This is a genomic window from Corynebacterium sp. MSK073 (genome assembly GCF_030232085.1).
Lineage (GTDB): Bacteria > Actinomycetota > Actinomycetes > Mycobacteriales > Mycobacteriaceae > Corynebacterium.
On the sequence record NZ_JASPIY010000020.1, the window covers coordinates 1 to 23,718 of the forward strand.

The following is a 23,718-nucleotide window of genomic DNA, read 5'->3' on the forward strand; positions in this document are numbered from 1 at the left end:
ACTACCCCCGGTACCCGATATCCGCACCGGTCGGTACTCGATACCGCCCTACCGGTACTAAATAGCGTCGCGCGTCATTCAAGGCCCAAGCAACGATTTTCAGCGAGAATTCCGCCACAATCACCCCGAATCGCTTCCATCAAAAAGTGTAGTCTTCATAACCCGCCAAGATGACCGAGAATGTGACCTCCTGTCGCTGATTCTCGCCAGCCAAAACATTGGAGTCGTACGAATTGACAGCGACGGCGAACTCAGTAAAGAGCTATTACCAATAGATAACTTCGGAAGACTGGTTACGGAACATGGCAACACCACGGTGGCAGTAGCTTGGATCCGCCATTTTTCACGCGAATCTATAAAAAATATATCCTGCGCTAAAGAGGAAATAATTTATATCAAAGATCAGGCAATATCCTACATACAAACGCTTGAAGAGATTGCTTTATTTAGCGTAAACCATTTTTGTAACGCTCGGTCACGGCTTGCACAAATTCAGCTCGCCAATTCTATTGGACTTACTACCCCTCAAACGTCAATTGGATATGAAGCGGCGTTTCCCTTTTCAATTGCCAAACCGATTGGCCCCCACTGGGTAGAACCGACTCCGGGAACACTTCTTGGAGCTATGCCTAAACGTTTGAAGCTAGATGAATCAACTCGTGATGAGCCGGTACCTCTCCTATTCCAGAAGTATATGAACTCAGAGTATGAGCTCCGCTGCTACGTAATCGACCAAGAAGTTATCGTTTTCCGAGTATCAGGATATGACAATGCAGACGACCTGTGGCAAGAGAACAACGGCGTGAGCGTATCTCTATATAAATCTACCCAAAGATTAAAAGATATTCTAATTGAATACTCCCAACTATCCGGTTGTAATTTATGTGCCATCGACCTCCTAATACAAGGAGGTGACCCAATATTTCTTGAATGTAACGTTTGCTTCGATTGGCTATTCTACGAAGACCGAGCTGGCACGAATCTCGTCTCCAACGCCATTGCTAGATATTTACAAAGGACTTTAAACGATGCTTAGAATAGCGACAGTGGGCCATTTTCGGTTCAAGGGACCGTACCTCGTTTGGGACAACCCTCTAGAGCAAACTCAGACAATCTTAAACCAGAAGGCAAGGGAGGAACTCTTCCGCTTACTAGATAGTCAAACTATTAGTGGAGTAACGGTCGTGTCTAGCGAAGATTCATTTCCGGAACTCCAGAACTTAGGGGTACTACAGCATTTTTCTAATGAACCCCCCAATACCGAATGCACGGTTCTAGATATGTGGCCCGATACTCCTCCGCTCGCGCGCGACTACGCATTTGCCAGCGGAGTCCGTTCCGGCGAGACAATCGCTCAACTAGATGAGCATCACCAGCATTTAAGGGAAAAACTCGCGCTCACCGGCCCACCGCATCATGTATGGGAGAATCCGATTTTCGCCAAGCAGGAATTGAACCTTCCGCACGGCGAGACAATAAGCTACACCAGAAGCTTCAAATCTGTTTTGAATTCTCGAAAATCTGCACGTTTTACGAATACAGAGCTAAAATCAATTAGCCTTAGGTCACTAGCATCAATCCTTTACGATTCCGCAAGCTTTTCAAAGCGCCCAACAACAAACGAACAGAAGTCCGGAAACATCCATTTTCGTTCGGCCCCATCTGCCGGAGGATTGTGCTCAACCGAGCTCATTGTCCGCGTTAGTAGATGCGATTCAATCGACGATGGTTATTATTTATACCACCCGAAAAACCATTCCTTACTGTTTCTCAATCATCTAGAGCCCTATAAGGAATGGAAGACCGCGGTTGGGAAACAATCGCATGTCGTGGATGCCCCAATACATTTTATTACTGTTGGTGATCCTCGAGTCATATCCTGGAAATACGAAAGTCTAAACTCGATTCGAACGCTCTGGCTAGAAATTGGGCACCTTAGCCAAGTTATTCAAATGGTTGCTACAGCCACTGACCACCTCTCTCGGGGCATTTCTCTCTTTCGGGAAGACATCATCGCTGACAACGCGGGACTAGATTGGCGATCTTTCCTCTGGGGCATGCTAATTGCAGTTGGGCCTAAGGACGACTGAGATGGCTTTGTTATAGGAGGAGCATTGAATATAAATGAAGTTGATCGCACCAACCCAAGTGATTTTAGACTATTCCTGTGGTCTGACCTCGTGGCTCAGATAGCCGGGGTAGGAGCCGGGCTTGCTATTCCGGTGGTCACTCTACGCTTGAGCGATAGCCTTACCCTTGCCGGCCTGTATGGAACCATCACCGGAATAGCTGCACTGGCAGGCGGAATCATCGGCGGCTCTCTTGCGGATATGTGGCGCCGCAAGCCACTCATCATTGTGACCAACGCTCTGGCCGGGGTACTCAACCTCGCGTTAGCGAGTCTCATCCTATCCGGAAGTTTCTCCCCCATGGTCTTCGGTGCGCTTCTCGGGAGCATGATGTTCTTTTACCGGATAGGTCAAGCTTGCTCCGACCCTTGCCTGCCCCAGCTCGTTGAGGAAGAACAGCTCGCCGCCAAACAAGGGCTCATCCAAGCACGTCTGCAATTTGCGGGACTCATCGGCCCCACTGTGGGCGGCGCGCTTCTAGAAGTCAACGTGGCACTGCCCTTCGTGTTTGTCGGTCTGGCAAATATCCTCACCATTGTCTTCTTCCTCTTCATCAGGGCTCGCCTAGACCCCACAAAGAAGGCAGAGAACAAGCTCCTACGCACGACGAAGGAAGGCTTAGCCATCGTGGCTCGCGCGCCACTACTTCGCGGGCTCATTGCCATGCAAACACTGTCGAACTGCGCAATTAACGGCTCGCTGTTCATGGCGGTCCTCATACTGGAGGAGGGGAATAACCCTGGATGGGTAACGGGACTAGCCCGCACGTCCATAGGCCTCATCGGGATTGTGGGGGCTTTGTCGACGGGTTGGTTGCAGAAGAAGTTCTCCTTCGCCACCCTTCAGGTAGGCACATGCGCCTGGGTTGCTGCATCAATCGCATGTGGTGCCCTGCTCAGCCCCAGCCTGTTGATGATCATCCCCTTAGGGCTGTCTGTTCTTACAGCCCCAGCCGCCGGCGCGGTAACCTATGCCGCACTCCACAGGCTTCTGGCAGAAGAAACTTTTGGCCGAGTCACCAATATCCAAATGAGCACCGTCGTTTCACTCTCTAGTGTGTGGTCGACCCCGCTGGCCGCATTGTCTCATCGCTGGACCTTGACCACTGGTTTGTGGGCCAATGCGCTCGCCGGGCTCCTCGCTATCGGGCCTGCCCTTATCTTTGTGCGCCGAGCCGATCGCGTCCTTGCGCAAGCAGACGCGAGGGAGAAAGGGAATTCCCCTAGCCACTCATGAGCGCAAGTCAACTGTTCCTATGAATGAGACTCGGCTTCTTCTTTGTGATTCCACGGAACGATGGCGCTGACATCAGTGGTCTGGCGAGTTTTCCACAGATCGTATTCCTCTTGAGTCCGAGCCAGAACTCCGCGGAATTCCCAAAGTAGGCCGACCAGCGCAAGGCCATATCGGCGCTGATACCGAGCGCACCGCGGGTGATTTTGCAGACTTGAGAGCGGGTAGTGCCAATGTCGTTGGCCAGGCGATACTGGGTAATTCCGCAGGGTTTGAGGAATCCTAGGAGAAGAATTTCTCCGGGATGCGGAACGGGAACAACATCAACATGATTGCGTGCTTCAGTGGTAGTCGATAAAGTCAACGCCAACAGCTCCTTCGGGGGCCTAAACGACAGGATGTGTTGGTGAACTTATATGTTTAGCCCATCTGGCCTTCTGGTATTAGGACTATTTCACTTATCCGGAGGGATAACGCAGCCTCGGACCTGAAATACCGTCGGGGACGTGCTGATGTGCTAGGTGCCGAGGTTCAAGACGATCCGACTCAGACAACGAATGAAACGGGCCCACAACTCCAGGCACAACAACACCCTCCTAAGGGAAAGTGTTGCAACGACCCTCTGAGCTCAAGAGGGGCATATAAAACGGGAGAAACCCCCATCTCCCACCGCGTATAGCGCGGTAAGAGTGGGGGCTTCGAAAGCGTGAAGCTCAGTAAAATTACTTGAGCTCGACGGAAGCGCCAGCCTCTTCCAGCTTGGTCTTAGCAGCCTCAGCGTCGTCCTTGGAAGCGCCTTCGATGATGGCCTTAGGTGCACCCTCAACCATTTCCTTAGCTTCCTTCAGGCCCAGGCCGGAGACGAGCTCGCGGACAGCCTTAATAACGCCGATCTTCTTAGCGCCAGCGTCGGTCAGAACGACGTCGAACTCGGTCTGCTCCTCAGCAGCGGCAGCGCCGCCCTCAGCCGGAGCGCCCGGTGCAGCAGCGGCAACCGGTGCAGCAGCCTCAACGTCGAAGACGTCCTCGAATTCCTTAACGAACTCAGACAGTTCGATGAGGGTCATTTCCTTGAAAGCTTCAATGAGCTCGTCCTTGGTGAGCTTAGCCATGATGGCAAGTCCTTTCTGTGTTGTGTGCTTGTTCCCCGGTGATGAGGTAGCAAGCACGGTGTTTTATATGTGCGTCTGTCGTGACGACTTAAGCTTCTGCTTCCTTCTTGTCCTGCAGAGCAACAACGGTGCGAACCGCCTTGGTTGCAGGAGCGTTGAAGACAGCGGCTGCCTTCGCCATAGAACCCTTCATAGCGCCAGCCAGCTTTGCGAGGGTGGTCTCGCGGTTGTCCAGCTTGGCGATGGCCTGAACCTGCTCCGCAGACAATGCGTCGCCGTCCATGTAGCCACCCTTGATGACGAGTGCCTTGTTGTCATCAGCGAACTTGGTGATGACCTTCGCAGCATCTACTGCCTCGCCCTTGATGAACGCAATTGCGGTCGGGCCAGTCAGCAAATCATCAAGACCTTCGATGCCAGCTTCGTTGGCAGCGATCTTGAAGAGGGTGTTCTTGGCGACGGAGTAGTCAACGTCAAAGCCCAGGTTGTTACGCAGCTCCTGCAGCTGGGATACGGTCAGGCCGCGGTACTCAGTCAAAACGACGGAGCTAGAATCGGCCAGCTTTTCCTTCAGCTCTGCCAAGTCTGCAGTGTTCTTTGGGTTTGCCATTGTCTCTCGCCTCCTTCCAAAACATCTCTTTTATTTTCCGCCGGGGCCTTCCGAAAAGAAAAGCCCCGTGCAAGAGCACAGGGCGTGCGACATGAGAAATGTCGCGGAATGCGCAAAGTGTCTCCTGCGTGGGCCGCCTCCAAGGTGGAGAACTTTCAATCCTTAGTGGATGACCAACGGTCTTCGGTGAACTTTGACTCGGCCACAAGGCCGTTCAAACTTCACAAGGGATACTACCGCGCTTTCCTCGTATTCCCAAATTGCCCACCCGCGTAGGCTATTTAGTATGACTTCCCTCATGTGGTTTCGCGATGACCTGCGCTTATCCGATAACCAGGCCCTTACCCGCGCCGCGGAGGCCGCCGCCGATAAAAACGGTTCAACGCCAGAGTTAGTGGCCGTTGTCCTCGATGAGCCCGCCTACCCCGGCAGCCGGCCGCTCGGTGGCGCCACTCACTGGTGGCGGGAGCGTTCGCTCTATGCCCTAGCGCAGGAGCTTGCCTCCCGTGGGGTGAAGCTTATGCGCGCTACCGGCGATGCCCGCACCGTCATTCCCCGCATCGCCCGCAAGGTTGGCGCCGATACCGTCACCTGGACCCGCCGCTACCACGGCCCGCTGCGCGAGGTAGACGCGAGGGTCAAAGCAACGCTTGCCGATGCCGGAATTAACGCCATCTCCTGCCCCGGTTTCACCCTCGTGGAGCCATGGGAGGTCACCAATGGCCAGGGCAAACCTTATAAGGTCTTTACTCCCTTCGCTGCCGCCGCGCGGTCCCAGCTCGCTGATGACGAACCGCTGCCCGTGCCGGAATTGCTGGCGGGGCGGGAGATGGGGGCATCGGCAAGCAGTAGCTGGCCCAACCCCAGCGCCGATGAACCGCAGTGGGCTGCGTCGCTCGCCCAGTATTGGACTCCCGGAGAGGCCGGTGCGCGCGAACGCCTAGCCCAGCTCGACTTAGCTCACTACGCCGAGGAGCGCGATATACCCGCGCGCAACGCCACGTCCCTGCTCTCGCCGCACTTGCGCTTTGGCGAGGTATCCCCGCGCGAGGTCTGGGTGGCCGCCGCCGAGGAGCCCGACGCGGAGAAATTTCAGTCCGAGTTGCTGTGGCGCGACTTTTCCTGGCACCGGCTCTACCAGCTGCCCGATCTGGCCACCCGCAACGTGCGGCAAAACTTCGACCGCTTCGACTGGTCCTGGGATGACCCGCGGCTGAAGGACTGGCAGGAGGGCACGACAGGCATTCCGCTTGTCGATGCCGGCATGCGCGAGCTCTGGCACACCGGCTACATGCACAATCGCGTGCGCATGGTGGTGGGTTCGTTTCTTACCAAGAACCTGGGCATCCATTGGCGCCTAGGCGAGGAGTGGTTTTGGGACACCCTGGTGGATGCCGACGCCGCCTCCAATCCATTTAACTGGCAATGGGTGGCCGGGTGCGGCGACGATGCCGCACCCTTCTTCCGCATCTTCAACCCGGAAAACCAGGCCCAGCGCTTCGACCCGGATGGTGCGTATATCCGCCAGTGGGCGCCCACGCTATCCGCCCCGCCCATCGTGGACCTCAGGCAGTCGCGCCAGGCGGCCCTAGATGCCTACGCCGAGATCAAAGACGCAGACTAATGCCCAATACCTAGGCCCTTCGTTTACACCGTAGGGCCTGATGATCGATGCAAAAGACCCCAAGGAAAATCCTCGGGGTCTTCGTTCACGCTCTATGCGCTATCACCGTCTTAGTCGGTGTAGCCCTTCTGCACGGAGCCGTCCACAGGAATACCTGGGCCGGAGGTGGTGGAGATGGTAGCGCGCTTGATGTAGATGCCCTTTGCGGAAGCAGGCTTCAGGCGCTGGATTTCATCCATGAGGGCGCCGTAGTTCTCAGCGAGCTTCTCAGCATCGAAGGAAGCCTTACCAAGGATGGCGTGCAGGTTTGCAGCCTTGTCCACGCGGAAGGAGATCTTACCGCCCTTAACCTCGCTAATTGCCTTAGCAACGTCATTGGTCACGGTACCGGTCTTCGGGTTAGGCATCAGACCACGTGGGCCCAAGACGCGGGCGACGCGGCCAACCTTGGCCATCTGGTCGGGGGTAGCGATGGCAACGTCGAAGTTCAGGTTGCCCTCGTTGATCTGCTCGATCAACTCGGAGGTACCAACGATGTCAGCGCCAGCTTCCTGAGCTGCGGTAGCCTTTTCGCCCTCTGCGAAGACGGCGACGCGAACGTCCTTACCGGTGCCGTTAGGCAGGGAAACGGTGCCGCGCACCAGCTGGTCAGCCTTGCGTGGGTCAACGCCCAAGCGGAAGACGACGTCAACGGTGGCGTCGAAGTTCTTGGAGGAGGTCTCCTTGGCCAGCTTTGCGGCCTCGATCGGACGGTACAGGCGGGACTTATCTACCAGTTCCGCAACGGCCTTATAAGCCTTAGACTTGGTGCTCATTTAACAATTCCTTTTCTGGATTGGCGTGGTATTTGGCGGGCCGAAGCTGGCCCTACCACATAAAATTTTTACTTCTCCGGTGCGCCATCGATCTCGAGGCCCATGGAGCGGGCGGTACCAGCGATGATGTGTGCGCCGGCCTCGATGTCGCGGGCGTTGAGGTCCTCGAACTTGGTCTGTGCAATTTCCTTGCACTGATCCCAGGTGACGGAGCCGACCTTATCGGTGTGCGGGACACCGGAGCCCTTCTGAACGCCTGCGGCCTTCAGCAGCAGCTTGGCTGCCGGCGGGGTCTTCAGCTTGAAGTCGAAGGAGCGGTCTTCGTAGACGGTGATCTCAACAGGGACCACGTTGCCACGCTGGTTCTCGGTAGCGGCGTTATAAGCCTTGCAGAATTCCATGATGTTGACGCCGTGGGCACCGAGTGCCGGGCCAACTGGCGGTGCCGGGTTAGCGGCGCCAGCCTCGATCTGCAGCTTGATGAAGCCAGATACCTTCTTCTTTGGAGCCATCGAATTACCTCTTTCCTGTGGTACCGGACCTGCGTCACGATGAATAACGCGGCCCGTCCGGATGCTCACCTCAGTGGGCCACCGGAGGATGAAACGATTTACGTGTGCGCACGCAAAAGGCGCACGGCGTTCCAGTCTAGAACACCGTGCGCCCTGCACAAAATCATTTTTAAGAAATGCGCTCGATTTCCGTCGGCGACAATTCCACTGGGGTTTCGCGGCCAAAGATGGAGACCAAGCCCTGCATCTTGCCGGTTTCCGGGTCGATTTCGGAAATAGTAGCGGACACGGCAGCCAGCGGGCCGGACAGGATGGTAACGGCCTCGCCCACCTCGAAGTCGTGGGCGTACTTCTTGGCCACTTCCTTCTCCGGCATTTCGACGACCTGCTCGCCCTCTTGCTCGTTCGGGGCAGCCTCGCCCTTGGCGGGAGCTTCATTCGGCATGAGGAACTTTGCCACATCGCGGGTCTTGACCGGCGTCGCGTTGCCTTCGTTTCCCACGAAGGAGGTCACGCCGGGGGTTTCGCGGATGACGGACCAGGCGGCATCGTTAAGCTCAGCGCGTACCAAGACGTAACCCGGCAGCAGCTTGCGCTTGACAATCTTCTTCTTGCCGTCCTTGTTTTCCATAATCTGCTCGATGGGGACGACGACCTCGAAGATGGAATCTTCCACCTCAAGGGTTTGCGCACGCATATCGAGGTTCGTGCGCACCTTGTTCTCGTAGCCGGAGTAGCACTGGATGATATACCACTGGCCCGGCTGCTTCTTCAGCTCGCGAGTGAATTCGCGCAGGCGCTTGCGGTAAGCGGCGTCCTCGGCCTCTTCCTCGGTTTCGGCGGAAGCCCCTGCAGCGTCCTCTTCTGCGGCGGGCTCGGCCTCTGCCGAGGGCTCGGACTCTGCTGCGGGGGCATCGGCAAGCGCAGCGTCTTCTGCGTCACCTGCGCCAGCCTCAGCAGGCGCTGCGGCCTCCTCTTGGGCGTCCTCGACTGCGCTGGCGTGCTCTGCCGCCTGCTCTTGCACGTTGGACTGCATGGCCTCCTCTAGGGAGGTTCCTGGGTTTTCGACGTTATTCTCGTCGCTCATGAGTGGTACTCCAAAATGTCATCGGCGCGTGTTGTAGAACCAGCCTACCCGCGGCGCGTGTGGGCAAAAAGTATCCCGCCGTTCCGGAGTGCGGAAACAGCGGGATAAAAGTTTATGGAGTTATTCTAACTAATTGGTCAGAATCTTCTCAACTCCGAGGCCAGCCAGGGTGTCAACGCCCCAGACCAAGGCGGTGATGACGATCAAGAAGGCGAACGTGATGAGGGTGTACTGCAGCATCTCTCCACGGGTGGGCCACACCACCTTCTTCATTTCAGAAACAACCTCGCCAGGGAATGCGGCGACGCCGCCACCCGGACTATCGGTGCGGTTTTTATCCTCAACGCGGACGACGTTCTTGTTCGCCGAGTCCGTGGAGGTCGTGGAAGCCGCACCAGAAAGCTGGCGCTTACCGGTGGGACGCGGGGCCGCCGAGTCCTTCGGCTGCTGCTCATCGCTCACAGCTAACCCTCCTTGGGAAATGAATTCTTTTTCCGAGCGCGATATTCCGCCCAGACATAACTTTGTCAACCCTAGCAAAAGGTGCACGGGCAGGAAAGCACGCCGGGGCGGATGCGCGCCGCTGTGACAAAAATATCCCCGCCATCTGGAAAGCAGATGACGGGGATCCTTGCAGGGGCGACAGGACTCGAACCTGCAACCTACGGTTTTGGAGACCGTTGCGCTACCAATTGCGCCACGCCCCTATTTTCTTATCCGTGACGCTTGAACGTCACGCGCCGATGACCTTACCAGATCCCTAATTCCGCACGGAAACCAGTACGCCGCTAAGGCCATAGGCACGGTAGTAAAAAAGCGCCGTAGTGGCGCTTTTCTTTCCCGGTAGCGATGGCGAGAATTGAACTCGCGACACAGCGATTATGAGTCGCTTGCTCTACCACTGAGCTACACCGCCATGGTGAACACCTTCATCCTGAAGGAAGGTAATTCCTCCAGACATGAATGGAGCCCCCTGACAGAATCGAACTGTCGACCTTTTCCTTACCATGGAAACGCTCTGCCGACTGAGCTAAGGGGGCATATCCCAGCATCAAGCACGTCAATATTTCGTTGTGCTCTCCGTTGCGGACTTCAATAATGTAACCTGCCACCTCCACTTTGCACAAATCGCCACGTCAGCGTCCATAAGTGGGGAATTTTCTGCGGCTTAGACGATGGTGCTCCTGCCCGCCCGATGTGCTTGAATGAAAGGCATGCTGGATCATAAAGACTGTCTTTCTCTCGACGCCGCGAAGCTCTACTACAACTCCGGTTTTTCGCAGGCGGAGGTGGCGGCGCACCTGGGGATTTCCCGGCCGACGGTCTCCAAATTGCTCACCCACGCCGCCGAGCGCAGCTTTGTCACCGTGAGCATCACCGATCCCCGCGAGCAGTCCGATGAGCTGGTTTCTGCGCTCTGCGAGCGTTTTTCGCTTGCCGATGCCCGCGTCACCGCCACTCCTCCCGGCGGATCCCTGCTTGCGGATCTAGGCAGCGCCGGCGCCGCCCTACTGGAAGAGCTCATTACCGATCACACTTCAGTGGGGCTTTCCTGGGGCGAAACCATGTCCGCGGTGGCCTCCCACTTGCGCAAGCGTCCGCTAGAGGGCGTGGACATCGTCCAACTCAAGGGCGGACACTCCCACTCGGAGCGCTCCACCAAGGATCTGCACACCATGCAGGCGTTTACCCAGGCTTTTAATGCGGAGGCGCACCTACTCCCCCTCCCGGTCATCTTCGATTCCGTCGAGGCCAAGGAGTGGGTCGTCCGCGACCGGCATATCTCCACAATCCTCGATATGGGGGCGTCGGTAGACGTGGCGGTATTTACCGCGGGGGCCATCGAAAAGGAGTCCCTGGCGCTGAACCTGGGCTACCTCACCGAGGAAGAAAGTGAGGAACTTCTCACCAACGCCGTAAGCGATGTCTGTTCCCGCTTTTATACCGCCGAGGGCGCCATCGCCTCCCCCGCCGTGGATGCGCGCACCGTCGGCATCGATTTGAAGGACTTAGCCCAACGCCCCACGCGCGTGCTCGTTGCCGGTGGGCACACCAAAACCCGCGCCATTAATGTCGCCCTTGAGATGGGCTTGGCCACCCACCTCGTGACTGATCAATCCACAGCTCACAGGCTATTGGAGCTTAATTAACATAAAACGCGTCACACTTAAGGAACATTTGTTAACTTTTCTATTGACATTGGTTCCGGGCGGGCTAGACTAACCCATGTACACACCCGAAGTTCACATGGAGGAGCACGTCAATGTCCGCCACCGACATTTCCACCCCGCACATCAACCCGCACGGCGCACCAATCGCAGAGACCGTCCTGCTGCCCGGTGACCCACTGCGCGCGAAGTTCATTGCTGATAACTTCCTCGAAGACACCGTCCAATTCAACGAGATCCGCAATATGCTGGGCTTTACCGGCACCTATAACGGCAAGCCAGTATCCGTCATGGGAACCGGCATGGGCATCCCGTCCATCGGTATTTACTCCTGGGAGCTCATCCACAAGTTCGGTGCGAAAAAGCTCATCCGCGTCGGCTCTATCGGCGCGATGCAAGAGGACATCGAATTGCACGATGTCATCGTTGCTTCCTCTGCCTCCACCGATTCCAACTTCTTGTCCCAGTATGACCTGCCAGGCACCTACGCCCCCACCGCATCGTGGAAACTGCTTAAAGCGTTGGTGGATGAATCCGAGAAGCAGAACCAGCACATCCACGTGGGCAATATCTTGAGCTCGGACATCTTCTACAACATGGACCAGACCGTGAACGACCGTTGGGCACACATGGGCGTGCTCGGCGTGGAGATGGAATCCGCGGCCCTCTATGCCACCGCCGCCGAGGCCGGTGTTGACGCCTTGGGCCTGTTTACCGTCTCCGACAACATCGTCACCGGCAAGCAGCTTTCCGCTGAAGACCGTCAGACCGCCTTCCGCACCATGGTGGAGCTTGCTCTGCCGCTCAACGCGCTGGATTAATAAGGACCCACCGCCATGCTGAAAAAAGTTAAGGCCACCCCGGGTGAGCGCACCCAGGTAAACCCCAAGGCCGCCGTCCCCATCCTGCTGTTTGTCTTCGTCTTCTCCCTTATCATTGACAATGGTTTCAAGACGATGACCATGCCGATCGCGGAAGCGCTCGAAATTTCCGATAAGACCGCGTCGCTGCAGGCCTCCCTGGCCGGCGTGATCATTGGTATCGGCGCCGTCGTCTACGCCGCCTTGGCGGACTCCATTTCTATCCGGAAACTGATGCTTACCGGCATCGTTTTTGTGGCCGTGGGTTCCATCCTGGCCTTCGTCTTCTCTGGTTCGTGGGCCATGATATTAACCGGCCGCCTGATTCAAACCACCGGTTTGGCCGCCGCTGAGACACTCTATGTCATCTACGTGACCAAGCACTTGAGCGAGGATGATCAAAAGACCTACCTCGGCTTTTCCACCGCCGCCTTCCAGGCTGGCCTGCTCATTGGCGCGCTGACCTCCGGGTTCATCTCCACCCACGTGTCTTGGACGGCGATGTTCCTCATCCCGCTCATCCTCCTGCTGACCATTCCGCCCATCATTAAGAATGTGCCGGAAGATGAGGCCGTGGAAAGCCACCTGGACGCGCTCGGCCTGTTCTACGTTGCCCTCTTTGCCAGCGCTCTTATCTTGTTCATGCAGGATTACACCTGGTACTGGCTCATCTTCGCCATCGTGGGCGTTGCCGCATTCATCGTGCACATCAAGAACGCGAAGAACCCCGTGGTTACCCCGGAATTCTTCACCAATGGCCGCTACGTGTGGACCATTATCATGGTGCTCTTTGTCTATTCCACGCAGCTGGGCTTTATCTTCCTGCTGCCGTTTGCAGCCCATGACATGCACGGCATGAGCTTGGATCAGGCCTCGCTGTTGATGGTGCCGGGCTATATCTGCGCCATCCTCGTCGGCATCTTTTCCGGCAAAATTGGCAAGGTCATGTCCTCTCGCGCCACCATTTACACCGCCTTTGGCATGGTTGCCGGCGCGCTCTTGTTCGCCGCGTTCTTCGCGCAGGTTCACGTTTCCGTGCTCATCATCGCCATCGTGGCCTTTGCCAGCGGCTTTGCCCTGATGTACGCCCCACTGGTCAATACCGCTTTGCGCAATATCAGCGCAGCCAAGTCCGGCATCGCCATTGGTTTCTACAACCTCACCATCAATATCGCCGTGCCCCTGGGCATCGCTTATACCGCCAAGCTGCAGGAATCCACCAGCTACACCACCACGCTGTTGGTCCTCACCTTCATCGCCGCCATCGGCTCTGGCCTCTATGTGGTCTCTGACCTCAAGATGGCCCGTAAAGAATCCGCTGCTATTTCCTAAAGGAGAAAATCATGACTTCTCGCAACGACGTTGCTTCCTACATCGACCACACCCTGCTCAAGCCAGAGGCCACCCCGGAGCAATTCCGCGCCCTGGTAAAAGAGGCCACCGAGCTTGGCACCTACGCCGTGTGCGTCTCCCCTTCCGCCCTGCCGCTCGAGACCCCGAAGTCCCTCCATGTCGCCACGGTCGTGGGCTTTCCCTCCGGCGCCGTCAAGCCGGAAATCAAGGCCGCTGAAGCCGCCCGCGCGGTTGCCGATGGCGCCGAGGAAGTAGACATGGTCATCAACATCCCGCTGGCCATCGAGGGCCGCGCCGAGGAGCTGCAGGCAGAAATCCAGGCCGTGCGCGATGCCATCCCGGGCAAGGTGCTCAAGGTCATCATCGAGTCTGCCGCGCTTTCCGATGCCGCCATCGTCCTCGCCTGCCAGGCCGCCGCTGCCGCCCAGGCGGACTTTGTCAAGACCTCCACCGGCTTCCACCCCGCCGGCGGTGCCTCCACCCACGCCGTCAAGCTCATGCGCGAGACCGTAGGCGACAAGCTGGGCGTGAAGGCCTCCGGCGGCATCCGCACCGCCGAGGATGCTCTCGCCATGATCGAGGCCGGCGCCAGCCGCCTGGGGCTGTCCTCCTCTGCCAAGATCCTCGAGGAGCTTTAAGCCATGTCTGTGGATAAGACCTTCGATTTCGACTACGCCCGCACCTGGGCCGAACACGATCCGGATGCGGACACCGCCCGTCAGGTGCTCACGTGGATCGAGGAAGATAACTCCGAAGAACTCGCCGCCGCCTTCGCGGGCCCCCTGAACTTTGGTACCGCGGGCCTGCGCGCCGCCGTCGGCGCGGGCGAATCCCGCATGAACCGCGCCGTGGTCATTCGCACCACCTACGGTCTTATTACCTGGCTCAAGCAGCAGGTCGATACCCCGGTCGTTGTCATCGGCTGCGATGCCCGCCACGGCTCCGCGCAGTTCCAGCGCGATGCCGCGCAGGTTATCTCCGCCGCTGGCGGAAAGGCCTTAGTCCTGCCTGCGCAGAATCCGACCCCGCTGACCGCCTTCACGGTGCGTTCCTTAGGCGCGGACGCCGGCATTATGGTTACCGCCTCCCACAACCCGCCTGCCGATAATGGCTACAAGGTGTATCTGGGTGGCCGCGTTGCCACCGGCCCGGGCGAGGGCGTGCAGCTCATCTCCCCAGCCGATAAGGAAATCGCCGCCGCCATCGCTAAGGCCCCCTATGCCGATGAGGTCCCGCTCACCTCTGATCACATCGAGGACGTCAATACCCGCGCGGAGTACCTCGACCGCGCCGCCACGTTGGTCGGTGAAAATACCGATATCACCATCGCTCTGACCGCCATGCACGGCGTAGGTGCCGAACTGGGTAAGGAACTGCTGTCTCGCTGCGGCTTTACTGTCTCGCTGGTGCCAGAACAGGCCGCTCCCGACCCAGATTTCCCCACGGTTTCTTTCCCCAACCCGGAGGAGCCCGGCGCCCTAGACCTTGGCATTCAGCATGCTGAGAAAATCGGTGCCGATATCCTTATCGCTTATGACCCTGACGCCGATCGCTGCGCCGCCGCCGTGCCTACCGATGGCACCTGGCGCCAGCTCAGTGGCGATGAGACCGGCGCCTTGCTTGGCGATTACCTCGCCCGCCGCGGCGCTACCGGCAACTTCGCCAACTCCCTCGTATCGTCCCGCCTGCTCGGGCGCATCGCCGCACACTACGGCCTCGGCCACGAGGAAACCCTGACCGGTTTCAAGTGGATCGCCCGCACCCCGGAGCTTGCCTTCGGCTACGAAGAAGCCATTGGTTTCTGCCCCGATCCCAACGCAGTGCGCGATAAGGACGGCATCTCCACCTCCGTGGTGCTCGCCAGCCTCGCCGCCGAATGCAAGGCCGCTGGAAGCAGCCTCCTAGGCCTCTTGGATGACATCTACGCCACGGTCGGCGCCCTGCACACGCAGCCGCTGACTTTCCGCGTCGAGGACTTGAGTCTGATTACCCAAGCAATGGACAAGGTCTCTGCCACCCCACCGACCGAGCTCGCCGGCTCCCCGGTGTCCAAGGTGGAAAAGTTTGCCCAAGGCTCGAAGTTCTTCACCGATAACGATGACCGCGTTATCGTTCGGCCCTCCGGCACCGAGCCCAAGCTCAAGTGCTACCTGGAGTCCCCCGACGCCGGTCGCCTCGATGCCATCGCGGCTGATTTGCGCGATTACTTCGGGCTCTAATCCGCCCGCTTACTGAAAACAGGTTTATGGGCCAGCAGGATTTCGCCACCATAGCGCGAATCTGCTGGCCCATAAGACTTTATAAGGCGGACTAGAGCACAAGGGCTCTTCTTTCCCTACGCGGGAAGCGCCCAACTCGGGCGGGCCCTCATGCCCTCAGGTCAATTACTTAACATCCAAGTATTCGACTAGTTCTTCCGCAATCTTTTTCGCACCCGTTGGGCCAAGACCCAAGAACCAGAGGTCATCGCTGACGCGGAAGGCCTTGCCTTCCTTCACCGCTGACAGATTCTTAAATTGTTCGGATTCAACAATTTTGTCCTCACCAGTGGCCGATGGATCGCCATAGCTGGAGTAGAACAGGTAATCTCCGTCTGCCTCAGAAATGGACTCTGGAGAAATCTCCGCTGCCAGCTCATCAATGTCCTGGTTTTCAGGGCGAGCCAGTCCTGCATCGCGCAGAATGACACCGATAAGGGACTTATTGGCGTACAAGCGGATCTTATCCGGCATGAATCGAAGCATAGAGACCGTCGTGTCCTTCGGCATCTTCTCCTTGATTTCAGCCAAGGTATCCGCATAGTCATTGAGGATATCGACGGTTTTCTCCTCTTCACCGAGCGCATCACCGATCAGCCGGAAGTCTTCCTTCCATGGATATCCTGGGCGGATAGCCAACACGGTCGGCGCGATATCGGAAAGCTGCCCGTACAGATCGTCCACGCGCAGTTGGCTGCCCACAATGAGATCGGGCTTGAGCTCCGCGATTTTTTCGACATTTACCTCCTGAATGGTGCCCACCGAAGGTACGTCTTTCACCTTGTCAGCCAGATAATCCGGCACTGGATTCGCACCCTTAGAGGTAACCATGCCTACCGGCTTAATCCCCAAGGACAGCACAGAGTCGAGCTCACCCATGTCCAGCACCACGACGCGCTCTGGCTTCTCTTTAATCTCAGTTTCACCATTGGCGTGCTTGATGGTGCGGGGGAATTGGCCCGGCTCAGCATCAGTTCCCAACTTGGCGGTTTCTTCATCAGCGGTACCAAAGCGCTCACCGCTATGGGAGACGCTTTCATTGCCCGGACCGCCCTTGGAATCGTCATTTTCGGCAGCACTGCAAGCAGACAGTGACAAGGCAATGGCGACGGCGGCAGCCATGCTTGATAGCAGGCGTTTTTTGTTAAACATTATTTCTGACATAATGGTTAGCCTAAGCTAACTTACTTATTTATTGAAAATAATATGACGCATACCAAATCAACGCTCCCCCTAATGGGTGTACCGAATACTCGTCGCCGCAGGTGGCGGGTCGGCGCCTTCCTTGCACTTGCACTTTTGCTAATGGTGCTTCTGATTGTGCTCAGCCTGTTCATCGGCGCGCAGTCTTTTACCCCCTCTGAAATAGTCGCAGGCCTCCGCGGCGGCCCCGGCAGCAGCACGGCTGGAGACATCCTGTATGAGCGACGAATCCCACGCACCGTCGCCGCCATCCTCGCGGGTACTGGGCTCGCGGTCGCCGGTTGCATTCTCCAGATCATCACCCGAAACCCGCTGGCAGATACCGGAGTATTCGGCATGAACGCCGGCGCCGCCTTCGCGGCCGCGCTCGCTCTTAGCGTATTCGGGCTATCTTCACCCCTAGCTTTTACCGCCGCTGCCTTGATCGGTGCGGGTGGCACCATGCTATTAGTTGCGCGCCTTGGCCGAGACATCTCTGGCGCCATAGATCCGCTCCGTATCGTGCTTGCCGGCGTGGCGTTAAGCGCTGTGTTCGAAGGCCTTTCTGAGGGCATGTCACTCCTAGATCCGCAAGCCTTTGCCCGAATCAAGGCATGGATGGTGGGCAGCATGGATATTGCTTCTACCACCCCGCTTTATCTCATGGGGTGCGGATTGGCCGTCGCCGCAGTGATGTTGGTTTTCCTAGCGCCCCGCCTGACCGTCCTGCCGCTGGGTGAACACGCTGCAGAAGCACTTGGCATCAACGTAGCCCAAACCCGCGCACTGGCCCTCTTTGTTGTATCTTTGCTCGCCGCAACGACCACTGCCGCAGTCGGCGTCTTAGCATTTGTCGGCATGCTTGTCCCCCATTTGGTTCGCCAAGTAGGCATCACCAATGAGCGCGATCAGATTTGGATTAGTGGGTTAATCGGTCCAAATCTGCTTCTCTTCGCCGACATCATTGGGCGGCTTATCTTGCCCGGCGAGTTACCCGCCGGAGTAACCGTCGCAATAATCGGTGCTCCTTTCCTCATTTTCCTTGCACAACGCAAGCAGGTGGTTCTATGAGGACCACAGACCTAAATGCCACGCGAGCCGCTACCACCTCGGTACGCACCATCGCTGCGCGATACCGCCGCCGCGAAACAATTGTGCTTTTTGTGGGCGTCGCCGCAGTCCTTCTCGCTGCCGTCGTAGCGCTGACGTACCCTGGCGCAGGACTAGATCGCGTGTCGGCTTGGCAGGCGCTTATTCACCCCGACTCCGGCTTCGGCACCACCGTAATCTACGAATGGCGCTTGCCCAGAGTCACCGCTGCCATCGTGGTAGGGGCTGGCCTCGCTATTGCCGGCACGCTTTTTCAGACCGTAACCCGCAACCCGCTGGGCTCGCCCGACATCATTGGTTTTAACACCGGTGCCTATACCGGGGTGATCGTGGTGAGCTACTTAGGGTTCAGCAGTTTTATTAACGTCGCATTAGGAGCGGTGGTTGGGGGCGGGATCACCGCACTGATCATCGTCGTCCTAGCCCTACGCAGGCAGGTAAGCGGCATGCGACTCATCCTGGTCGGTATCGGAGTCTCCCTTACGCTCTCCGCGGTCAACCGTTACCTCATCTTGAGCGCAGATTTGGACACGGCTATGGCTGCGGCCACGTGGGCTGCTGGTTCGCTCAACGGCATTGAATGGATTTTCGTCGGCCCAGCGGCCATCGTGCTGGCACTAATCATCGTGCTAACTTTCACGTTGAGGTCGCGTTGCGAGGCCCTAGAGCTTGCCGATGACACCGCCTACTCCCTCGGCCTAAATGTAACCCGCACCCGCCTTGTTCTAGTGTTCCTCTCTGCCCTTTTAACAGCACTGTGCACCGCGCTGGCCGGTCCGATTTCTTTCGTAGCCTTAGCGGCACCACACCTGACAAGGTTCCTTACCGGTGGCCAACGAGTCAGCCTCCCTGCTGGTGCACTTATCGGCGCCACCTTGCTATTGGTCTGCGACATCATAGGGCAACAGCTTTTCCACCCCACCATGCTTCCGGTTGGCGTCGTAACCGTCACCTTGGGCGGCACATACCTGATCATCCTCATGCTCTTCGCGCACCGCACCTACCGCAGGTAATTTTGAAAGGACTTTCCCCAAAATGGCTTTCCCAGATTCAGACAGCGATGGAGACATCGCGGTAGCAGTACAGGGCGCTACCGTCACTTACGGTGACTTCACCGCCGTAAACAACGTAAGCGTGGATTTCCCGCGCGGAAAATTTACGTGCATTATTGGCCCCAATGGCTGTGGCAAATCCACGCTTCTGCGCGCTATGGCGCGAGTATTGCCCACAGAGGCAGGCACTATTTCCTTAGAAAACAAAGCGATTGATTCTTTCGGCCGCAAAGAATTATCGCGGCGCATCGCGCTCATGGCCCAAGATGCAATAGCCCCTGAACATCTCACCGTAACGGAACTGGTAGCACGTGGCCGGTTCGCACACCTGGGAGCGTTGGGGCAACGCAGCAGCCAAGACTTCGACAAGGTATCCCAAGCAATATCGACGGTGGAACTGGATTCGCTGGCTGACCGGCGAATGAATGAATTATCCGGCGGTCAACGCCAACGCGCTTGGTTGGCCATGGCGCTAGCCCAAGACACCCCAGTGCTCCTACTGGATGAGCCCACAACCTTTTTGGATTTGGGCTATCAGCATGACTTGCTCACTCTGGTGAGAAACCTCAGCGAAAACGAGGACAAAACAGTCATCGCCGTAGTACACGACCTCCAGCAAGCGATACGTTTCGCCGACCATCTAGTAGCGATGCAAAGCGGGCAGTTAGTCGCCCACGGAAATCCCGTGGACATAATCACCTCAGAACTAATTGAGCACCTATATGGCCTACCCGTAGAGGTTACCAAGGCTGGGCAGCAAGGACGGACAGTAATCATTCCAGACTGAAGTTTGAAGTGTCCCAGGTTTTTCCTCTGAGTAGACGGGAAATCTGAACTAGGGCCTGACCCCCGGAAAGTAGACACATCGGGGGTCAGGCCCAGCGGATTCATAAGGCCTTGGACTACGCCACCCCACAAAAAGTGGAAACCGAATACTATCTCACTCAGCCCATCAACACAGGGTCGTAAACGGAGCGGAACTCAACCCAGGACGCTTCAAAATTTGGGAATCACCTACCCGTGGCCATTTCCTCTTTATCTTTATCCGGCCATACGGTCACTACTTTGTACGTGTTGTAGACCATTGCTACGAATACAACAATATTTCCAAAGATGAGCCACTGCGGTGCATCGTTCGGCAGAACTATCTGTAGAACAGCACTCACGAAACACAGCATTGCAATGTTCGTACCCAACGAGATGATCAGCATTCTACGTCCAAGGCTCATTTTTATCCCTTACTTTTTCGTGTTTCTTATATTTATCCGCACTGGTCAGCGGCTGTTATGATAGAGCCAGATGCGTTTGCCATGGTAACCGCAGCCATCGTAGGCCCAATAGGGCCTGTGAGCGGCGCGGACGCGACTTCGACTGCGGATCCCACAGTTGCTGCGCCCCCTAGAAGGACAGCCCCCGCACACCCAGCAGCAGACCGAGTCTGAATGAGAGTTGCGTCGACCAACTCTGGATCAACATTCGTTGAATACTTTGCAGCGATCTGGTTGCCCTCTACCGAGTATTCGATGTTTACTTTCTCTCCAGTGATGAGAGTCTTTGAAGTGGGCAGAGCTTCTTCTTTGCCATTCGGGCTTTCTACAACTACTGCGTCTGCTTCTTTATGAACATTGCCGTTTACTACTTCAGCGGAGTATCCACTCTCATTAGCGTCATTGATTACGAGAAGTGCCTGTTGCTCCTCCTGGGCCTTAGCAATCCTTTCCTTAAGGACATCATTTCCCGTCCCTGTGTTGGTTGACTGCTGAACCTCGTTCTGAGAATTTTCTGCGGATGTAGCGACTGGCACTGGTACGAGTACAGAAGCTAGTGCGATAGAAGCAGCAAGCTTAGTTCCAAACTTCAAGGAAAACCTCTTTTTGAATTCTGGAATACGAATGAACTCAGGTGGATGATAAGGTCTGCGCTCGTCCTGCGCAAGACATAACTGGAATATCCCCTTTTGACCTTTAAGCCCCAAGACACACTTTTTGTCGCATATGCCACGAAGCCCCACAAGCTTCAGCTTGTGGGGCTTTATGTTGTGCCAGGTAGAAGATTCGAACTTCTGAAGGCAATGCCGGCGGATTTACAGTCCGCTCCCTTTGGCCGCTCGGGCAACCTGGCATGCACTCTGCGGTGCGTGTATGTACTTTACTATGAATCACCCACCTACCTCCAAATCGCCAGCGCAGCGGGGAGAAATGGAATGTTAGGAGGGGCCACCAGCAAGCAGCTAGCCCACTCGGCGAACGGTGTAATCCGCGAGCTGGCGCAGCGCTTGGCTAGCGGAATTTTCCGGCAGTACGGAAAGCTGTTCTTCTACCGTGCGTAGGTAGGCATTAATGTCCTCTAGCGCCCTCTGCCGGCCGCCAGACTGGCGCAGGAGGGCGATGGCACGCTCGACCTCAGCATCGGTTTCTAGGGGTCCTGTCAGCAGCTCACGCAGCTGGTCGCCCACTTCCCCGTCCTCTTCCAGGGCGTAGAGGACGGGGAGGGTAAACACGCCCTCTCGCAGGTCGGTGCCCGGGGTCTTTCCGGAGTCTTTCGGATCGGAGAAGATATCGATGACATCGTCCACGATCTGGAAGATCATGCCGATGGCACCGCCAATGCGGTACAGCGCCGCAGCGTGGTCGGCCGAGGCGCCGGAGTGGTACGCGCCGAGGTAACCGGCAGAGGCGATAAGCACCGCGGTCTTTTCCTGAATAACGGCCATGTAGTGGTCCACGGGGTTGGCTTCACCGGCACCGATGGTCTCGCGCATCTGGCCGGTCACCAGCTCTTCAAAGGTATCCGCGAAGTGGCCCACGGTATGGGTATCTAGTTGGCTCATCAGGCGGGAGGCGTGCGCGAGGAGGGCATCACCGGCAAGGATGGCCACGGAGTTATTCCACCGGGAGTTGGCGGATTCCACGCCGCGGCGGCGGTCCGCCTCATCCATCACATCATCGTGGTACAGGGTGGCAACGTGCACCATCTCCACAACGGTGGCGGATTTAATAACCTCTTCACAGCCCGGTTTGGCGCCGTACTCAGAGGCAAGCAGGGCCATCATCGGGCGAAAGCGCTTGCCGCCCGCCTTGGACAGATGGCTTACCTTGTCCTTCAAGAAGTCCTGGCCGCGGTCAGTTTCACTGCGCAGCTTTTCTTCTACTGCTTCCATGCCCGCGCCAATGCGTTCATTAAGCTGTGGATCACCAAGATCCACGTGAGTGGCATGCGAGTGGCCGTGAGTCATTAAATAGCGTTCCTTGCAATTAAAAGCCAGAGATAATCGTTTATCTACCGTAGTCCAAACCAGCCCCCTTAACACACTTGAGGGGTTGAACTAGTGCAATGATAGTCCCTATGTCGGAACAGATCGATTCCCCCCGCCCTGTCGAAGTCGCCATCATCGGCGCAGGACCCGCCGGAGCCGCTGCGGCCATCCACGCCGCCCGCGCTGGCTATGAGACTATCCTCATTGATTCAGCCACATTCCCCCGCGATAAAACCTGCGGCGATGGCCTCACCCCACGGGCAATGCACCAGCTAGACAAGCTTGGCATCACCATTAACGCCGTCTACCGCAACCGCGGGCTTAAGCTGCACGGCTACGGCGGGGACGTCACCGCCCCGTGGCCGCAGACCTATCCTTCCCAGGTGGGCACTGCCCTGCCGCGCTTTAGGCTCGATGCGCAGCTGGTAGAGGCTGCCACCGCCGCAGGTGCCACGCTTATATCCGGTACCCCCGCGAGCGCCCCGGTCATGGAGGGCAACCGGGTGACCTCGTTTCGCATCGGCGAGCAGATTATTCGGCCGAAATGGCTCATCGTGGCCGATGGCGTGCGTTCTACCTTTGGCAAGCAATTGGGCCGCACCTGGCACCGCGATGAGGTCTATGGCATCGCCGCGCGCTCCTATGCCGCCTCCCCTCAGGCAACCGAGCCGTGGATGCACTCGCACGTGGAATTAAAAGACGAAGACGATTCCGTCCAGCCCGGCTACGGCTGGATTTTCCCGTTGGGCGCAGAGCTTGGGCAGGTCAATATCGGCGTCGGTGCGCTATCGACCGCACAGCGGCCGGCCAAGATTAATACCAAAAAGTTGCTGGAGTTCTACGCCGCCCAGCAGCGCGCGGAGTGGGGCCTTGGGGACATCGAGCATGTCACCTCTGCCCTGCTGCCCATAGGCGGGGCGGTCTCTAATGTGGCGGGGGCCAATTGGATGCTCATTGGTGATGCCGCCGCGTGCGTCAACCCCTTAAACGGCGAGGGCATCGACTACGGCCTCGAGACCGCAGCGCTCGCGATGGGCATGCTCGGGCCGAAGGATTTCACCCTCGCGTGGCCGGCCACCCTGCGCGAGCACTATGGCGAATCCTTCCTGCTTGCGCGCACGGCCGCCCGCCTGTTGACCTACCCGCAATTCCTGCCCGTGGCGGGCCCATTAGCACTGCGCGGTCCGGTGGGCCGCTTGCTGATGCCCGCTGCCGCACGCCTCATGGGCAACCTCATCACGGAGGAAGACCGCGACCTTATCGCCCGCCTGTGGCGCACGGCGGGCCGCAGCATAGGGGCCGTCCGGCGCGATACGCCCCTGTGGGCCTCCACCGCGGCGGTCTAGGAGGGCTGTAA

At 57.5% G+C, this 23,718-nt stretch carries 23 protein-coding genes and 4 tRNA genes; 13 read left to right on the forward strand and 14 right to left on the reverse strand.

Translation table 11 applies throughout. The features are described from left to right. The first annotated feature begins 316 nt into the window (after window positions 1–316). The 3 genes from QP970_RS10930 (at window position 317) to QP970_RS10940 (ending at window position 3,365) form a co-directional block, all read left to right on the forward strand. Window positions 317–1,036: an ATP-grasp domain-containing protein gene (locus tag QP970_RS10930; RefSeq protein WP_239270077.1), complete on the forward strand. Its 720-nt coding sequence runs from the start codon at window positions 317–319 to the stop codon at window positions 1,034–1,036. Window positions 1,037–1,184: 148 nt separating this feature from the next. After that, complete coding sequence (locus QP970_RS10935; RefSeq protein ID WP_239270076.1) at window positions 1,185–2,090, forward strand: SagB/ThcOx family dehydrogenase; 906 nt, start codon at window positions 1,185–1,187, stop codon at window positions 2,088–2,090. A 90-nt stretch (window positions 2,091–2,180) separates the two neighbouring features. Continuing rightward, a complete protein-coding gene (locus tag QP970_RS10940; protein WP_239275287.1) occupies window positions 2,181–3,365 on the forward strand; it encodes an MFS transporter in 1,185 nt (394 codons plus the stop codon). Between the two features lie 7 nt (window positions 3,366–3,372). Here QP970_RS10940 and QP970_RS10945 read toward each other — a convergent pair whose 3' ends face one another. The 3 genes from QP970_RS10945 to rplJ form a co-directional block, all read right to left on the reverse strand. Further along, a complete protein-coding gene (locus tag QP970_RS10945; RefSeq protein ID WP_349819930.1) occupies window positions 3,373–3,732 on the reverse strand; it encodes a HigA family addiction module antitoxin in 360 nt (119 codons plus the stop codon). Between the two features lie 352 nt (window positions 3,733–4,084). Then, window positions 4,085–4,474 (reverse strand): 50S ribosomal protein L7/L12, encoded by a 390-nt coding sequence (gene rplL, locus QP970_RS10950; RefSeq protein ID WP_023025160.1) that lies wholly within the window; start codon window positions 4,472–4,474, stop codon window positions 4,085–4,087. Window positions 4,475–4,562: 88 nt separating this feature from the next. After that, window positions 4,563–5,084, reverse strand: coding sequence for a 50S ribosomal protein L10 (gene rplJ / locus QP970_RS10955; RefSeq protein WP_023025159.1), 522 nt, complete (start codon window positions 5,082–5,084; stop codon window positions 4,563–4,565). A gap of 286 nt (window positions 5,085–5,370) precedes the next feature. Between rplJ and QP970_RS10960 the strand changes: the two genes are divergently transcribed. After that, complete coding sequence (locus QP970_RS10960; RefSeq protein ID WP_239270073.1) at window positions 5,371–6,708, forward strand: cryptochrome/photolyase family protein; 1,338 nt, start codon at window positions 5,371–5,373, stop codon at window positions 6,706–6,708. Window positions 6,709–6,818: 110 nt separating this feature from the next. On the opposite strand, the gene rplA is transcribed toward QP970_RS10960, so the two are convergent. The 7 genes from rplA to QP970_RS10995 all read right to left on the reverse strand — a co-directional run bounded on the left by rplA (window position 6,819) and on the right by QP970_RS10995 (window position 10,162). After that, on the reverse strand, window positions 6,819–7,523 hold the full coding sequence (gene rplA, locus QP970_RS10965; RefSeq protein WP_239270072.1) for a 50S ribosomal protein L1: 705 nt from the start codon (window positions 7,521–7,523) through the stop codon (window positions 6,819–6,821). Between the two features lie 68 nt (window positions 7,524–7,591). Next, window positions 7,592–8,035 carry a 50S ribosomal protein L11 gene (rplK, locus tag QP970_RS10970; RefSeq protein WP_237791528.1) on the reverse strand — a complete coding sequence of 148 codons (444 nt, stop codon included), beginning with the start codon at window positions 8,033–8,035 and terminating at the stop codon, window positions 7,592–7,594. A gap of 169 nt (window positions 8,036–8,204) precedes the next feature. Continuing rightward, window positions 8,205–9,122, reverse strand: a complete 918-nt coding sequence (gene nusG / locus QP970_RS10975; protein WP_284849678.1) for a transcription termination/antitermination protein NusG — start codon at window positions 9,120–9,122, stop codon at window positions 8,205–8,207. Window positions 9,123–9,251: 129 nt separating this feature from the next. Then, entirely contained in the window at window positions 9,252–9,584 is a 333-nt protein-coding gene (secE, locus tag QP970_RS10980) for a preprotein translocase subunit SecE (RefSeq protein WP_284869936.1), read from the reverse strand. A gap of 172 nt (window positions 9,585–9,756) precedes the next feature. Next, window positions 9,757–9,829, reverse strand: a tRNA-Trp gene (locus QP970_RS10985). A gap of 137 nt (window positions 9,830–9,966) precedes the next feature. Further along, window positions 9,967–10,038: transfer RNA gene (locus QP970_RS10990), tRNA-Met, on the reverse strand. 48 nt (window positions 10,039–10,086) lie between these two features. After that, window positions 10,087–10,162: transfer RNA gene (locus tag QP970_RS10995), tRNA-Thr, on the reverse strand. Window positions 10,163–10,336: 174 nt separating this feature from the next. Here QP970_RS10995 and QP970_RS11000 point away from each other — a divergent pair. The 5 genes from QP970_RS11000 (at window position 10,337) to QP970_RS11020 (ending at window position 15,722) form a co-directional block, all read left to right on the forward strand. Further along, entirely contained in the window at window positions 10,337–11,272 is a 936-nt protein-coding gene (locus QP970_RS11000) for a sugar-binding transcriptional regulator (RefSeq protein ID WP_284869937.1), read from the forward strand. Between the two features lie 113 nt (window positions 11,273–11,385). Next, window positions 11,386–12,111: a purine-nucleoside phosphorylase gene (deoD, locus tag QP970_RS11005; protein ID WP_239270068.1), complete on the forward strand. Its 726-nt coding sequence runs from the start codon at window positions 11,386–11,388 to the stop codon at window positions 12,109–12,111. 15 nt (window positions 12,112–12,126) lie between these two features. Further along, complete coding sequence (locus QP970_RS11010; RefSeq protein ID WP_284772090.1) at window positions 12,127–13,482, forward strand: MFS transporter; 1,356 nt, start codon at window positions 12,127–12,129, stop codon at window positions 13,480–13,482. A gap of 11 nt (window positions 13,483–13,493) precedes the next feature. Then, window positions 13,494–14,141 (forward strand): deoxyribose-phosphate aldolase, encoded by a 648-nt coding sequence (deoC, locus tag QP970_RS11015; RefSeq protein WP_239270066.1) that lies wholly within the window; start codon window positions 13,494–13,496, stop codon window positions 14,139–14,141. 3 nt (window positions 14,142–14,144) lie between these two features. Next, the gene (locus tag QP970_RS11020) at window positions 14,145–15,722 is read left to right on the forward strand and encodes a phospho-sugar mutase (protein WP_239270065.1); all 1,578 of its coding nucleotides are present in this window, start codon (window positions 14,145–14,147) and stop codon (window positions 15,720–15,722) included. A 165-nt stretch (window positions 15,723–15,887) separates the two neighbouring features. On the opposite strand, the gene QP970_RS11025 is transcribed toward QP970_RS11020, so the two are convergent. Continuing rightward, window positions 15,888–16,925, reverse strand: a complete 1,038-nt coding sequence (locus QP970_RS11025) for an ABC transporter substrate-binding protein (RefSeq protein ID WP_239270064.1) — start codon at window positions 16,923–16,925, stop codon at window positions 15,888–15,890. Between the two features lie 141 nt (window positions 16,926–17,066). Between QP970_RS11025 and QP970_RS11030 the strand changes: the two genes are divergently transcribed. The 3 genes from QP970_RS11030 to QP970_RS11040 are packed head-to-tail and all read left to right on the forward strand — an operon-like array spanning window position 17,067 to window position 19,892. After that, the gene (locus QP970_RS11030; protein ID WP_239275285.1) at window positions 17,067–18,014 is read left to right on the forward strand and encodes a FecCD family ABC transporter permease; all 948 of its coding nucleotides are present in this window, start codon (window positions 17,067–17,069) and stop codon (window positions 18,012–18,014) included. Then, window positions 18,011–19,066, forward strand: a complete 1,056-nt coding sequence (locus QP970_RS11035) for a FecCD family ABC transporter permease (RefSeq protein WP_284772089.1) — start codon at window positions 18,011–18,013, stop codon at window positions 19,064–19,066. Before QP970_RS11030 ends, QP970_RS11035 begins: the two co-directional genes overlap by 4 nt. 22 nt (window positions 19,067–19,088) lie before the next feature. Beyond that, a complete protein-coding gene (locus tag QP970_RS11040; protein WP_239270061.1) occupies window positions 19,089–19,892 on the forward strand; it encodes an ABC transporter ATP-binding protein in 804 nt (267 codons plus the stop codon). A gap of 474 nt (window positions 19,893–20,366) precedes the next feature. Here QP970_RS11040 and QP970_RS11045 read toward each other — a convergent pair whose 3' ends face one another. From QP970_RS11045 to QP970_RS11055, 3 genes are all read right to left on the reverse strand, one after another. Continuing rightward, window positions 20,367–21,116: a hypothetical protein gene (locus QP970_RS11045; RefSeq protein ID WP_239270060.1), complete on the reverse strand. Its 750-nt coding sequence runs from the start codon at window positions 21,114–21,116 to the stop codon at window positions 20,367–20,369. A gap of 28 nt (window positions 21,117–21,144) precedes the next feature. Then, window positions 21,145–21,226, reverse strand: a tRNA-Tyr gene (locus QP970_RS11050). Between the two features lie 109 nt (window positions 21,227–21,335). Continuing rightward, entirely contained in the window at window positions 21,336–22,340 is a 1,005-nt protein-coding gene (locus tag QP970_RS11055; RefSeq protein WP_239270059.1) for a polyprenyl synthetase family protein, read from the reverse strand. Between the two features lie 98 nt (window positions 22,341–22,438). Here QP970_RS11055 and QP970_RS11060 point away from each other — a divergent pair, with 98 nt between their 5' ends. Beyond that, window positions 22,439–23,707: a geranylgeranyl reductase family protein gene (locus tag QP970_RS11060; RefSeq protein WP_284869938.1), complete on the forward strand. Its 1,269-nt coding sequence runs from the start codon at window positions 22,439–22,441 to the stop codon at window positions 23,705–23,707. The last annotated feature ends 11 nt before the right edge of the window (window positions 23,708–23,718 follow it).

Bases quoted from the DNA above. Each gene is read 5' to 3' on its own strand.
- rplL (WP_023025160.1), bottom strand. From the start codon at position 4,474: ATGGCTAAGCTCACCAAGGACGAGCTCATTGAAGCTTTCAAGGAAATG.
- rplJ (WP_023025159.1), bottom strand. From the start codon at position 5,084: ATGGCAAACCCAAAGAACACTGCAGACTTGGCAGAGCTGAAGGAAAAG.
- QP970_RS10960 (WP_239270073.1), top strand. From the start codon at position 5,371: ATGACTTCCCTCATGTGGTTTCGCGATGACCTGCGCTTATCCGATAAC.
- rplA (WP_239270072.1), bottom strand. From the start codon at position 7,523: ATGAGCACCAAGTCTAAGGCTTATAAGGCCGTTGCGGAACTGGTAGAT.
- rplK (WP_237791528.1), bottom strand. From the start codon at position 8,035: ATGGCTCCAAAGAAGAAGGTATCTGGCTTCATCAAGCTGCAGATCGAG.
- nusG (WP_284849678.1), bottom strand. From the start codon at position 9,122: ATGAGCGACGAGAATAACGTCGAAAACCCAGGAACCTCCCTAGAGGAG.
- QP970_RS11000 (WP_284869937.1), top strand. From the start codon at position 10,337: ATGCTGGATCATAAAGACTGTCTTTCTCTCGACGCCGCGAAGCTCTAC.
- deoD (WP_239270068.1), top strand. From the start codon at position 11,386: ATGTCCGCCACCGACATTTCCACCCCGCACATCAACCCGCACGGCGCA.
- QP970_RS11010 (WP_284772090.1), top strand. From the start codon at position 12,127: ATGCTGAAAAAAGTTAAGGCCACCCCGGGTGAGCGCACCCAGGTAAAC.
- deoC (WP_239270066.1), top strand. From the start codon at position 13,494: ATGACTTCTCGCAACGACGTTGCTTCCTACATCGACCACACCCTGCTC.
- QP970_RS11020 (WP_239270065.1), top strand. From the start codon at position 14,145: ATGTCTGTGGATAAGACCTTCGATTTCGACTACGCCCGCACCTGGGCC.
- QP970_RS11025 (WP_239270064.1), bottom strand. From the start codon at position 16,925: ATGTCAGAAATAATGTTTAACAAAAAACGCCTGCTATCAAGCATGGCT.
- QP970_RS11030 (WP_239275285.1), top strand. From the start codon at position 17,067: ATGGTGCTTCTGATTGTGCTCAGCCTGTTCATCGGCGCGCAGTCTTTT.
- QP970_RS11035 (WP_284772089.1), top strand. From the start codon at position 18,011: ATGAGGACCACAGACCTAAATGCCACGCGAGCCGCTACCACCTCGGTA.
- QP970_RS11040 (WP_239270061.1), top strand. From the start codon at position 19,089: ATGGCTTTCCCAGATTCAGACAGCGATGGAGACATCGCGGTAGCAGTA.
- QP970_RS11055 (WP_239270059.1), bottom strand. From the start codon at position 22,340: ATGACTCACGGCCACTCGCATGCCACTCACGTGGATCTTGGTGATCCA.
- QP970_RS11060 (WP_284869938.1), top strand. From the start codon at position 22,439: ATGATAGTCCCTATGTCGGAACAGATCGATTCCCCCCGCCCTGTCGAA.